The organism is Okeania sp. SIO3I5, assembly GCF_010672085.1.
GTDB lineage: Bacteria > Cyanobacteriota > Cyanobacteriia > Cyanobacteriales > Microcoleaceae > Trichodesmium.
Genome location: NZ_JAAHHT010000119.1, coordinates 1 through 13,080 on the forward strand (window position 1 = coordinate 1; position 13,080 = coordinate 13,080).

Consider the following 13,080-nt stretch of genomic DNA (forward strand, 5'->3'; position numbering starts at 1 on the left):
GAATCGTAGTTTGCAAAACCTGAGAATGTACCTGGCCCAAATGCGGAAGTTGCTTCTTAGCTTTGGGCAGATTGTTTTGCTGACGGTGGTAAGACGGGAACGGTTCATCGGCCGGAATGATGTATTCCTTCTCCAACGAACACCTGTCCACCGAGCACTTACGCGAAGCAATCCAGTCCTTGAGTTCGCGCAAAGCGTAGTTGTACACGCCTCTGCACGTCTCAAGCCACTCCAGCAGTTTGGTCTGCTGTGCGGCATTTGGATAGATTCGGTAAGTGTAGTTCATGTTCAGCATGGAGTTATTTTACCACGAATAGAGTGCGGTGGTAAATGCTTGCTTCGGGGGCATCGAACCCCACTCAGTAAGCGGCGAGACTCCATGTATCCCGACGCTGATTCTTCGCATACAGCGCGGGACTTATGTTCTCGCGCTCTTAGAAGTTAATATAGTAAATAATTGAGCATGTAAACAAATAGAATTTACTATCAGGTAATTTACATTAAATATAGTTATCATGGGTCGCCCGGGATTCGAACCCGGAACAAATCGGTTAAAAGCCGAGTACTCTACCGTTGAGCTAGCGACCCTAATTTATGTTTATTAGATTTGTCTCACACAATTACTAAGATTAGCATAGTCATCACAAATATTGCAAGAGTTTTCCGGAAAAATTTTATATTTTGTGACAAGTTGTAATGGAGTAGCGATCTTTGGAGCCTGATAATTCATCATTGGGGATAATAATCAAAGGTATACTACAAGACCGCCTTAAACATACAAACATTAAACAAATGTTGCAGTAAGTCTGATGAGCATTTCGCAAGAAGACCCAGGTTCCAAATTAACTAAACGATAACCTGTGTTGAGAGAATTATGAGGAGCTGTCCATGGTTCTAAACAATAAAAATCCTGATTTTTAACTGTCCAGAAAACAATAGTTGAATAGGGATAAGTGTAACTCAGTGTAATTCTCAAATTACGACTTGGATCTTCAACAGTTGTGGCCAAGCCTGTTAATTTTTCAAATACTGCATCTACTTCATCCAAATTCGGATCGAACTTACAGTTATTATAATGGAAAGTCCTTGTCTTATAATCCCAATATTGCATTGAAGGGATATCAAAGTGGAGCTGATGCTTATTTGGAGCTAAGAAATAAGGATTTAGCCCCGTTGAAAAAGGCATCCTTTGTGTATTGCCTAAGTTGGTGTAAGTTTGGAATATTTCTAGAGAATTACCTTTAAGTTGATAGGTAAAAGTAAGTTTAAAGTCGAATGGATAAACAGTTCTGGTTAATCTATTGCTAGTTAAAACTAGAGTTATCGAAGCTCTATCTTGATTTGACTTTCCTATGACTTCCCAAGGTAGATATTGTGCAAATCCATGTTGTTTGATAGTGTAATTATTCCCATTGTAGTTATATATATTATTTGGTAAGTTGCCACAAATGGGAAATAAGATTGGTATTCCACCTCTTACATTTAATTCTCTATTCTCAAAGCTTTTCGGCTCAAAGTAAAGTAGCTCCTGATTTTTAACACGCCAACTGGTAATTATTCCTCCTCTATCTGGAACTACATTAATACTGGAATTAAATGATAAATCAGAGAGGGTATAAGTTTTGTATTGTTTCTGTTGCAGTGCGATGGCAAACACAGTTTTTAATTCAGGAATTTAGTATTTAATATTGGGCATTGAGTTACAAAAGCTAGAAATAAAAATTAACTGTTTTGGTCATTTACCAAATTATTATTTATATCTCTAGTTTTTGTTTGATGACAGGATAGTAATTTACTACCAATCATCAATTAGTTTTTTGAATCTGCATTGTTATGCTGTGTTTCTCAACCGCTCAACTAAACTTACTCAAACTTACTCAAAGATCTAAAAGTATAGTCATTCGTGGTGGATAGACCACCACAGGGTTAAACGGCAAACCCTTTATTACAAGGGGAAAAGACATCAGAAATTACTTTTTTAATAATGTTTAACGGCCCATTTACGTCAGAATTTAATAATTTATTTTCCCTTGTTTTGTACAACCCTCTTTTTACTCTTTTTCCACTAAAATCAGGTTTTTTATCTCCATATTTCGGTAAATTATCCCCATCCAAACATATCGATTGAGATGTATAAGATTCTTTGGCAATTATTACTTTTATTCCTCTTAGCTAGGCTTTATACCTTAGCATCTCTATTAACCTATAATGAGGGATATTCACAAATTTTTGATTGTTCTTTTGACCTGATTTTATCTCTTTTTTCCAAGTTTGATTATACCTAATAATTAAGGTTCTTATTTCATAGTTTACACACCAATATATTACCTTTTTACTTGCTGTATGGAGATAGTTTTCTACTCGACAATTTTGTTTGTGAGTTATTTTTTGACCGATGATAATTAGTTTTATTGTGGTTGGTTTTTAATTGATATTGTAAACAAGAGCGCTGTTTATTAGAAGATGTGTTAATTGCTTTTAATGGTCTGCATTTAATCAAAAAAGGTGAAACTCCTGTTTGATTTTTTGTTACAGCCATTAAGTTATTTACTCCTAAATCCACTCCTACTATTTGTTGATTATGTGTTATTCCCTCCGATTTTTTATAGACTATTTCTATAGTAGAACAGCTACTTTTGGGGATGATTCTTGCCTCTATTATTTATGTCTGTGAGGTGGGAATTTTGATTTCACTCATAGACAGATGACAAATTCCTTTTTTTAAAGCTTTTTTGTAAATTGACTCATCTAGATAGGGCAGAATATTTCAGCATGCATGTCTTATGTTTATATTTGGGAATTTTGGATTTTCCTAAAAATTTATTGGGCTGTTTTTTCCACTTTTTTAAAGCGGCAAAATAACTTGTCAAACTTTGGTCTAATCTCAAACATAATTTTCTTACTTACCTTGGTGGGTAAAGCTTGATATTCGTCACTTTTAGATACTTGGTAATAAAGCTCAGTAAAATTTAATTTATTTTGATTGGAAAAAAAATATTGACGATAATAATAGTTAGCTCGCGTTAAACAAATTTTTCGACAAAAAAGCCTTGTGGCCACAAGCTGACCACAAATAATGTAATTTGTTGATAATATGACGTTCAACTAGCTTCATATCTTAATTGTAGCTGATAACAACTCAATGGACGAACAATTGAAAAAAACTTATTCATTTTAGCTAGAGGAGCTATATTTATGAGTAAATTTAAATAACTTTAGACAAGTTTTCCCTTTCTGTATTTACCCCCTCCACTTTTGAGAATAACAAAAAACAAAGGGCAGCGCGAGTAGCAATAATTTTTAATATGTGTACAATCTTGATTAAATTTGTAAACGAGGCAATTCAATAAAAGGTTCTTTGATAAATGGCTCTTTAATGAAAGGATCTTTGGCTTCTTTAGGAGTTTTTATAGGATTTAATATCGGTGCTAGAGGAAAGCTATTATTAGCATCAAGACTTGCTTCTTCCTCTGAATTATTATGAGAAGAGTTTCTAGAATTTCGATCATCTTTTGGAGACTTTGGAGGTAACTCAGGTAAAATTGGGGTTGATAAAGTATTAGAATTTGATTTTGTTGGAAGAGAGTCAATACCAACAAAATTGAAATTTTTATTTATTGCATCTATTGCTACAGGAGTCCTCATTGGTTGATGAAAAACACTAGAAATTTGAGCAATGTGTTTAAGAATTTCCTTTTCTTTTTCACCTTTGACAACCTGGGGTTGGTATTGACTAACCACTACTGGCAAAAACTCAATCTTCATTTTTCCTGGTTTTAAGGATACTTTCAAGACTGCTGTCTCATAATCACTCTCTTTGTTAGAAGTATCTCCAAAAATAAAATTACCCAAAGAATATATGATAGGTCGCCCTTGATAAATTTCTGCCCCCTGCAATACTTTAGGATGATGTCCTACTACTAAATCAGCACCTTGATCTATTGTCATTCTAGCTATATCCATCTGCCAATCTCCAGGATATTCTGATAATTCAACTCCCCAGTGATAGTTAACAATAATCCAGTCTACTTGTTTTCTCAAAATTTGAATATCTGAAGATATCCGATCCTTATTGTGAATATTAACGTTTACCGATCCACTGTTGGATTGAATATCTGTATCATAATAATTTAGGTATGCAATCTTTTGGCCTTTAACTTCAAAGATTTTTGGCCTTCTAGCCTCTTCTTTTGTTTTGCCAGCTCCTAAAGAATGAATACCTGCATCCTCTAAAGTTTCTATGGTTTCTGCTAGGCTTTTTTCTGTATAACCGATAGTATGGTCATTAGCTAAATTGACCAGATCGACTCCTCCTGAGGTTAATACTTTAACATAGTTTGGATCTACCCTTAATTTTTTTTGCTGAGTTGTACTTTTGAGAGTCGAACGAGTTAAAGGATTTTCTAGATTAACTATAGCCAAATCTGCTGTTCTATATTCATCCATTTTCGCAAAAGGTAACTTATAATTTCCCTTGATTAAATTAGAAACTGGATTAGATAAATTAACATCTCCACCAAACATCAAGGTGACAGTAGGATCATTTGGGTTGGCTATCTTTTTATGATTAATTACTTGTACTTTTTCTACTTTCTCAGCATTCGCAGTTTCCACCCACTTCTGTGAACTTGAATGTCTTACTAGCAACGCATTATAACTTACCCAACAACCTAAAATAAAAGCTGCTACTGTTGAACCTATTAACATCAAAGATCGAAATGTTTTAAATTTCAGGTTATCAGTTTTGTTGGCAAAATAATGTTGCTTATTTAAGTTGCTTTTGGCTGGGGAATTAATTTTTACAGAGTGTTTCCAGAGTATTTTGGGTGAACCACTCAAGCGCCCTATAATCTTTATTCTTTCTAGGGGAGAGTTAAGTTGCCAAAGTTGATGACATATAAAGTTAATTAATCTATCTGTAGGAGGTTCACGCTGAAACTCCACTAAAATTTGTAGATATTCAGTAGTTTCTTTAGCTATACGAGCTGAAATTCCTTGGGGTTTTAGTTTTTTATTAATCCACTGAGTAATTGCTTGAAAATCACCGGAACTTGCTAAGTCAAAAAGAGATGCTTGAGTCAAAGTACGTGTGTAATTCATATTTTTTATTTTGTTGAATTTCTCAAAATTTTAGGTTAATAAATTTGGATAAATCAAGAATTATGTATGATTGATATTTAATTGATGAAACCAATTCTGTAGATTAAAATCTATATGGAATAAAGTGTAAATTTGATCGTTTTTTTATAGTTACCGAATAATTAAGGTTTAAAGCCTTTCATTTAAAGGAGAAACAAGAAAAAAATTCCTTTGAGCCAATCCTCTTCTTTTCAAGGAGAGGTAAGAATTATTAATTGTTGAAAAAAATAGCCATATTTTATGGCAAGTTTAACTCTAGTTATTTCTTGGTATTTATCAGAACAGTTAATTTATATTGAATATTTAATATTCAAGTAGCAGTAAGTAATTAGGATATTACTTTACTTTGCTGGCACAAGGCTATAGGCAACAGTTCTCAGCAATGACCGAAATCTGATGGGGGATTCTCCCACCATAACATTGATACCAGATGGTTTTTCAAATAAGCTACTGTAGGATGGCAGAAATAACATTTTGCAGCAAATAGCTTCCCTTAAGCCTTACTAACGAATAATGCATGAATTTTGAATTCCGCGCAGCGACACTAGGGGGACAATTATCCTTGTTTTTTAGCCGAGCGCTGAATCCTGTTTGCGCAGCATTCCGTCAGGAAAAGCTTATAGCTAGTTAATATTTGTACAAGCAAACTTATGTTTAAGTTATGGAAGCAAAAAAATCATGTTTGTATAAAATTTGTAAATCAAAAACAGATTAGATAGTAAGGACTTTGGCCAAAAACTTCAATATCTTTATACTTTATAGGCTAAAATTATAAATTAGGGAGTTAATTATTTGATTAAGAAAACATATAAAATCTCAGGGAAGTTGAACCAAATATTAAAAAGTTAAGAGTTAGTAACTTTGATGGACAAGGATGACTATCAACACAAATCTAGATATAAGGAGACAAATATTGTAAACTGTCTACAAAAGTCTAGTCATATATAGTTATTCATGCTAGCATATAAGAAAATAGGGTCTTAGCATTACATTTTTAAGTATGTGTTATTGTATCTGTTGATTTATAGGTTTTAAAAATATGTTATAGTAAAACAAAAAGGTAGTTAGTAAAAAAACAGCTTACTTGTAAGTCATTATTGTTAAATGATTCAATAAACTTTTTTAAGTAGATACAAGCAACCAAAAAAATTGTGTAGTTTTGTGAGATAAGTCGCTGGAAAACATTCACAGACTTCAGAGACTAAAAATAAAAGTGGAGAAACTGTTAAGACTATCACATATAACAAATGATAAAAGGGTTTGATCGAGCGTTAATCTACTGAAAGGTTGAAAACCAGGAAATCACTGCCCTAAAAGTGTAGTGAATATGTCAACAAATTATTAATTGGGAGTATAACAAGCCAATGCTACAACGCAAGATATATCAACTTTGTTGCGACGGTCGTGAGGTCTGTATTTTCTTGCGAGACCAGCAGCGTTGGATTGAAAAAGCAAAGATATTAGATATAGAGGGAGATTTAGTAACAATACGTTATGAAACAGATGAAGAAGATGAAATCTGTTCTTGGGAAGAAATGGTGCGTTTAGAAAGTATAGGAGCTATTACCCAAAAGTTAGCGTCCGTTCCTAGAGGTGATATTGAACCTCTAGTATCTGAAGATTGTCCAGAAGCTGAACGGATTCGCAATCAGTATCCAGAATCAAATCAACACGAATAGTTTGACATACTCCCGACGTTGCCCTTAGGGGAAAAATAGGGATTCTTCAGGCAGAGAAACCCTGACTGCTGCGCATGACAGAGGTGATGTCCTCCCCCTGTTTTCGTTGCTCTTAGACCAACTCTAAGTATCATAATAAAATACCTCCTGCGTGGTCTCGGGGAGCGGAACATTTTATTTGTGGAGACGTCTAAGCGTTTGCCCTGGCTTTCATCCCGACGCTCCCCTAATAGCTGCCGCACTTGCTCCGCCTTTCATGTCGGCGACAGCCGAAATGTGCAGTTATGCGCTAGCAAAACGGTAGAGAGCGGGACTTCCCGGCAGGGAAGTTAAAGATGAGAATAGATAATTAAAGGCTAAATTTAGGTTAACTAAACAAATACTGGTTATTATTTTGCTCTTTATCTTGATTAATTAGTCATTTGTTTCTGTCTCCCCAGTAGAGGTAAAAGGAAAATGAATCGACTCAAACATGGGACAGTATCCATCAGATGTTACCTTAAAGCCATATAGAGCTGAAACAGGATTGGAACAATGTTGTCCTCGGTAATGTAAACAATTACCGCAACAGTCTAACTCAGGAGAGATAAAGCGATCGCTGCTTTGACTAAGAAGTTCTCGTTGGGATATTCCTCTAACAACCAACTCTTCTCCTTGCCAACGAACCTCTACAAGACCTGTATCAGCAAAATTTGGCCAACGATTATCATTTGTAATGCTTTGAGGTAAAGAAATTATTACCTCTGTTTCTAGCTCATTTAATTCCCCTTCATAATTAGTTTCTGGTAATGTAGGTACTATAAATGTCTCACCTATTGGTAACTCTACTAATGTACCATTAGCTGGAGAGTGTAGTTTATATCGGTTGCGTAACTCTTCAAGGTTAGTTAAGTCAGCTAAATAATTTGGACAACCATGAACAAAAATTATATGTTGAGGCCGTAAATTGTGAATTAACTGTGTTGTGCCAAGTCCATCGCAATGATCGGTGAGGAGATATGTTTCGGTATGAGCAAAATTCAACTCCTGTGATATTTTTCCTGGTCTTTCAGGTAGTAAGATAATAATAGAATTATCTTGATTAAGAAGGTATTGGCTCAAATCAGTATCTCGATCTGCAATGAGGATATAAGGCTTTTCTGTGGCCGGAAATTGTTCAGGCGATCGCCTCAGTACGCGGGGTTTTATCTTTTCATCCCAAAATAGAGGTTGATATTGAGCAAAATTTTGTACAGTTGTGGGAAATTGAGACAATAGTTGTAAATAGAGGTCACAACCTCTGGCCACCTTTTCCTCAACCCAAATATCCAGGTCGCGACCTGTGAAATAGTGATGACTGCGTAGAAGCATCAATAATTCTTGCCCTAATCCTGAAGGGGGAGTTGGCAAGATAACTGAAGTTCCAGAAGTAATAGCTTGATATATTCTTTCTGCAAGGTTATTTTCTAATTGTCGCCGATGTGGATAACGAGCTGTGCCATAACTACCTTCAATTATTAATATATCTGGTTTGAGTCCTCGTAAATCTGCTAAAGGTAGACCTTCAACCAAACGACTATTAGATAAAAAGAAATCCCCTGTATATAAGAGTTTATAGGTTCGATTTTCTCTAGTATAGGTGAGGAGAAAAGCTGTTGCTCCTGGTAAATGACCCGCAGGAAAAAGCTCTACAGTTAGATCGCTACGAAGTTCTACTGGTGAGTGCCAAGGTAAAGGTTGACAAAAATCAGGGACTTCAGAAATAGGAAGTTCTGGCCAATTTAGAGGTAAAAGTTTAGTTGTTGTTTCACTAGCATATATTGGCAATTGTGGAAAAGTTTGATGGAGTGCTAATAGTCCTTGAGCATGATCTGAATGTGCGTGGGAGCATAATACAATATCAGCAGGTAGTAGTTGTTTAATTTCATTGGTTAATAATGAAATATTGGTAATGCCACAATCTAATAAAATCCGGTGTACTCCAATGCGAACTAGCAGACATATTCCATCATCTGCGTGACCTACACTGTAAGCTAAACATTCTAAATCTGTCACAAGGAAAAACTGCTTGCGTCTGGGAAAATTTGAACTATCAACGAATTTGAAATTTTGCTCATCTTAAGCTGAGGAATTATTCAGAAAATACCCTATAAATACAAGCTAAAATTAGGCAAATCTTGAACTAAATTTACTCTTAATCCTTTGACTTGCAAATTCAGGAATAAGTATTTTAAGGTTAAAAATCAATACGCAAAATTTATTTTAAACTATTTGAGAATTTCATGTATATGCTTGTTTAAAAGATATATTAGGGTAAGGATTCAGTGGTCAGTTATGGGTTATTCACAGATGATCATCAGTTCAGAAGGAATTAGTCTCCAAGGAGAATTAAAAATTATGAATAAATTGGTCAGCTTTAGCTAAACTTAGATAGTTATTACGTTGAAAAACTGAGTGCTGAACGCTAATAGTTGAATGCTTACATATTAGCAAAATTTATTTTAAATTATCAAATAATTTCAGGGATATACTTGCTTATTTGATTAATTTTTAATCAAATAAAGATATATTAGGGTAAGGATTCAGCGGTCAGCTATGGGTTATTCACAGATGATCATCAGTTCAGAAGGAATTAGTCTCGAAGGAGAATTAAAAATTATGAATAAATTGGTCAGTTTAAGCTAACCTTAGATAGTTATTACGTTGAAAAACTGAGTGCTAAATGCTAATAACTGAATGCTTATATATTAGCAAAATTTATTTTAAATTATCCAAGAATTTCAGATATATACTTGTTTATTTGATTGAAAATAAATCAAATAAACAAGTATTAGGGTAAGGATTCAGTAGTCAGCTATGGGTTATTCACAGATGATAATAAACTCAGAAGGAATTAGTCTTCAAGGAGAATTAAAACTTCTGAATAAATTGGTCAGCTTTAGCTAACCTTAGATAGTTATTACGTTGAAAAACTGAGTGCTGAATGCTAATAGCTGAATGCTTACATATTAGGATATTATTTTGAAAATTTTACAAGCTAGCTAATCATAAAAATTTTCACTTGATCATTCTCAAAAATTTATATTATAACCTTTTTTTTTACAAAAAAACATTAAATATTGAAAAATTGGTGATTTAAAACATACATATTTTTGTATATATAACTAAAAATTGCTAAATATTCAACTACAAGAATATTTTTTTACCTTAATTGCTACCTTACAATCTTTGATGAGAAAAGATCCAGTGTATATTTATATATGGTTACAAAAATTTATAATTCTTCATAATTAAAAGCCTACAAGCAGTGTATATTCCAGAAAAGTAGAAAACTTAAAAAAATAGGCTCATAAGTTTATATAATCCAGGTCCTCCTTTAGGAATAGATTTTAGTAATGAGTCCAAGTTTTTCAGTTTTGTAACTGAAAAATACATTTTTTTCAGCAAACGAGATTTTTATCTAGGAGATAGTTCAAATGACTTTTGGACCTGCATCTCAGTTAGGGGTTGGCCTTTTTGAAGATACAGAACCTGTAGAACTTTTGCCTGGACGCTCATCAGAAGAAGTAGAAACTGTGATTCGAGCTGTCTATAGGCAAGTTTTGGGCAATGCTTACGTTATGGATAGTGAAAGACTCAGCGTAGCAGAGTCTAAACTCAAAGAAGGGGAAATTACTGTCCGTGAATTTGTACGTCAAGTTGGACGCTCTGACTTGTATCGTTCTCGGTTCTTTGACACTTGCCCCCGCTATCGTGCAGTTGAATTAAATTTTAAGCACTTTTTAGGTCGCGCTCCCGATGGCTACGATGAAATGAAACTTCATAGCAATATCCTGGATGAAGGAAGTTTTGAAGCTGACATTGATTCCTACATTGATAGTGACGAATATAGTAGTGCTTATGGGGAAAATATTGTTCCTTATTATCGAGGTTACAAAACCCAAACTGGCAAAAAAATGGTTGGTTTTACTCATATTTTCCAACTATTGCGTGGAGCTTCTAGCAGCGACTTCAAAGGAAGTTTAGCTGGAAAAAGCCCTGCTTTGAATAAATATGTGATTCAAGAAACGCCTTTGGCAGTAGTTCCTCCTTCTGGTGGTTCTGATGGTTGGTCATTCCAAGATACACCTTTAGGTGCTAGAAGTAGACATGGAGTAGGAGCTAGTTCTGATGGTAAAGTTTACCGTGTTGAAGTAACAGCTTATAGCTCAAAGGTAGTAAATCGTGTTTCCAAATTCCGCCGTAGCAATAAAGTCTATTTGGTGCCTTTCGATCAACTTTCTAAAGAGTATCAAAGGATTCATCAACAGGGCGGTGTAATTTCGAGTATTACTCCTATCAGCTAGGAGTTAAAATCAGAAAATTATTTACTCATTTTTCTTGAATAGATTAGTTGCTAGGTTCATAAAAACTAAAATTGAAATTAAACAATAAAGTTGTTATAGTTTAGTAATAATATCCATGAGAAAAAAAGGGTAAAATAAAAAAAATTTGCAGTAGTTCATGGTTGGTAGTTATTCTGTTTATTTTATAAAAAAAATGATTAGCTATGAGCTATGAACACTGCAACTATAAAATGAAAGGAAAAAATCAAAATCTTTTAAATACAAGGAGTTAAAAATGTCACTCTGGGTAGACACAATCGATCCAATAGACCTACGTTCTAATGCTACAGAAGATGAAATACAAGCTGTGATTAGAGCTGTTTATAAGCAAGTTTTGGGCAATATCCATGTAATGGAAAGTCAGCGTCTAACTAGCGCCGAATCATTTCTCCGAAATGGAGAAATTTCTGTCCGTCAATTTGTGAATATGGTTGCTAAATCGGACCTATATTTCTCTTTGTTTTTTGAATCATCTTCTCCTTATGGATTCATAGAACTAAACTTTAAGCATATATTAGGTCGTGCTCCTGAAGACCAAGCAGAAATTTCTGAACACATTCAAATATACAACGAACAAGGATACGAAGCAGAAATTGATTCTTACACAAACAGTGACGAGTATATTCAAAACTTTGGGGAAAATATTGTTCCATACCCACAAGGTACTAGCACTGTAGTTGGCATGAAAAATGTAACGTTTAATCGGACATTTGCTCTGGAACGAGGATATGCTACAAGTGACAGAAATAAGCCTTCCCAATTGACTTTAGATTTAGCTGCTAATATGGGTACAAAAATTACAGAACCTGCATCTGTAAGTGCTCCTTATAATAACAGAATTAAACGTTTCCAAATCTCAGTTACTAAAACTGGTATTGGTCCTGTTGTTAAACGCAGTGCAACAACTTATACAGTATCTTATGAACAGCTAACTGCAAAAATTAACAGCATTCAAAAAACAGGTGGCAAAATCCTAAAAATTACTGAGGTTGGTTAAATTAAAAGTCAAGAACCTGTTATTAATGGATAATGGATAATGGAAGTTAAAAAGTTTATTCAAGTAGGAAAAAGTAATTTTTATATTCTTTCATTATCAATTATCAATTGGTAAGGAGAGGCTTGAAACCGGATTGATTAATTATCAATTATCCTTTGGTAAGTGCTTGTTAAAAAAACCTGGTTTCTTCTGAAAAAATGGTGGGAATAATTGTTACCTCGAAGAAACCGGGTTAATTAATGAATAATAAAAACTTTCTATAAATTATTAATTATCCATTAAAAAGGAGAGGCTTTAAAACTTTAGAGATTAACTATTAATTATTAATTATTAATTATTAATTATCATGGATGTCGTAGAATTTGTGGAACGTTCTATTGGACGTTGGCGATCGCAACGTAGTGGCCATAATTTAGCATTTAGTCATTTTGAAGAAGTTCGTTCAACAATAGATATTGTTTCTTTACCAACAAATGCTCCAGAGGTAATAGAATTGTGTAACTCTAGTGGAGTAGATATAGCTAAAGCTGTTTCTCCTTTTCAGATGAGTTGGCAAGGAGAATCAGATTGGGATGAAAATGAAATTATTGAAGGTAGTTGTGTCTTAGTACCAATACCCGAGCCAGATAATCTCAAAAAAGGAAAATTATTACGTTCCCAAGGGTATGCAGAAACTATTCCTGCTGCGGGAGAATATTATCTTACTGAAGATGGCACTTTTATTCTACATACAGAATATGACCGTGCTGCTGCTGAAGAAAAAATTTGGTTTGGTACTCCCAATCTTAGGTTTAGGGTATCGTTGATTAAAACCAGTGATGGTAATGGTGTATTAACTGCCTCTTTTTCATCAGAAATTCGTTCTTTGTCAAATGAGGAAAAGTTAAATGAGAAAAAATAA

At 34.1% G+C, this 13,080-nt stretch carries 10 protein-coding genes and 1 tRNA gene; 4 read left to right on the top strand and 7 right to left on the bottom strand.

Going from position 1 to position 13,080, the window contains the following annotated elements:
• The 6 genes from F6K40_RS23530 to F6K40_RS23555 form a co-directional block, all read right to left on the bottom strand.
• On the bottom strand, positions 1–295 hold a 295-nt coding region (locus tag F6K40_RS23530), incomplete at its 3' end, for a helix-turn-helix domain-containing protein (protein ID WP_293139528.1).
• Positions 296–516: 221 nt separating this feature from the next.
• Positions 517–588 (bottom strand) — tRNA-Lys (locus F6K40_RS23535).
• 196 nt (positions 589–784) lie between these two features.
• Positions 785–1,657 carry an aldose epimerase family protein gene (locus F6K40_RS23540; protein WP_293139529.1) on the bottom strand — a complete coding sequence of 291 codons (873 nt, stop codon included), beginning with the start codon at positions 1,655–1,657 and terminating at the stop codon, positions 785–787.
• 269 nt (positions 1,658–1,926) lie between these two features.
• Positions 1,927–2,115 carry a hypothetical protein gene (locus tag F6K40_RS23545; protein WP_293139530.1) on the bottom strand — a complete coding sequence of 63 codons (189 nt, stop codon included), beginning with the start codon at positions 2,113–2,115 and terminating at the stop codon, positions 1,927–1,929.
• A gap of 217 nt (positions 2,116–2,332) precedes the next feature.
• Positions 2,333–2,662 carry a transposase gene (locus F6K40_RS23550; RefSeq protein ID WP_365672552.1) on the bottom strand — a complete coding sequence of 110 codons (330 nt, stop codon included), beginning with the start codon at positions 2,660–2,662 and terminating at the stop codon, positions 2,333–2,335.
• Between the two features lie 659 nt (positions 2,663–3,321).
• Positions 3,322–5,100: a CapA family protein gene (locus F6K40_RS23555; protein ID WP_293139531.1), complete on the bottom strand. Its 1,779-nt coding sequence runs from the start codon at positions 5,098–5,100 to the stop codon at positions 3,322–3,324.
• Positions 5,101–6,503: 1,403 nt separating this feature from the next.
• Here F6K40_RS23555 and F6K40_RS23560 point away from each other — a divergent pair.
• Positions 6,504–6,818, top strand: coding sequence for a DUF6679 family protein (locus tag F6K40_RS23560; protein WP_293139532.1), 315 nt, complete (start codon positions 6,504–6,506; stop codon positions 6,816–6,818).
• A gap of 414 nt (positions 6,819–7,232) precedes the next feature.
• On the opposite strand, the gene F6K40_RS23565 is transcribed toward F6K40_RS23560, so the two are convergent.
• On the bottom strand, positions 7,233–8,852 hold the full coding sequence (locus F6K40_RS23565; protein ID WP_293139533.1) for an MBL fold metallo-hydrolase: 1,620 nt from the start codon (positions 8,850–8,852) through the stop codon (positions 7,233–7,235).
• Between the two features lie 1,421 nt (positions 8,853–10,273).
• On the opposite strand from F6K40_RS23565, the gene F6K40_RS23570 reads away from it, so the two are divergent.
• The 3 genes from F6K40_RS23570 to F6K40_RS23580 all read left to right on the top strand — a co-directional run bounded on the left by F6K40_RS23570 (position 10,274) and on the right by F6K40_RS23580 (position 13,080).
• Positions 10,274–11,143, top strand: a complete 870-nt coding sequence (locus tag F6K40_RS23570) for a phycobilisome linker polypeptide (RefSeq protein ID WP_293139534.1) — start codon at positions 10,274–10,276, stop codon at positions 11,141–11,143.
• A gap of 274 nt (positions 11,144–11,417) precedes the next feature.
• Positions 11,418–12,179: a phycobilisome rod-core linker polypeptide gene (locus tag F6K40_RS23575; RefSeq protein WP_293139535.1), complete on the top strand. Its 762-nt coding sequence runs from the start codon at positions 11,418–11,420 to the stop codon at positions 12,177–12,179.
• Between the two features lie 346 nt (positions 12,180–12,525).
• Positions 12,526–13,080: a phycobiliprotein lyase gene (locus tag F6K40_RS23580; RefSeq protein WP_293139536.1), complete on the top strand. Its 555-nt coding sequence runs from the start codon at positions 12,526–12,528 to the stop codon at positions 13,078–13,080.

Coding starts and splice junctions, on each gene's coding strand:
- F6K40_RS23555 (WP_293139531.1), bottom strand. CDS start 5,100: ATGAATTACACACGTACTTTGACTCAAGCATCTCTTTTTGACTTAGCA.
- F6K40_RS23560 (WP_293139532.1), top strand. CDS start 6,504: ATGCTACAACGCAAGATATATCAACTTTGTTGCGACGGTCGTGAGGTC.
- F6K40_RS23570 (WP_293139534.1), top strand. CDS start 10,274: ATGACTTTTGGACCTGCATCTCAGTTAGGGGTTGGCCTTTTTGAAGAT.
- F6K40_RS23575 (WP_293139535.1), top strand. CDS start 11,418: ATGTCACTCTGGGTAGACACAATCGATCCAATAGACCTACGTTCTAAT.
- F6K40_RS23580 (WP_293139536.1), top strand. CDS start 12,526: ATGGATGTCGTAGAATTTGTGGAACGTTCTATTGGACGTTGGCGATCG.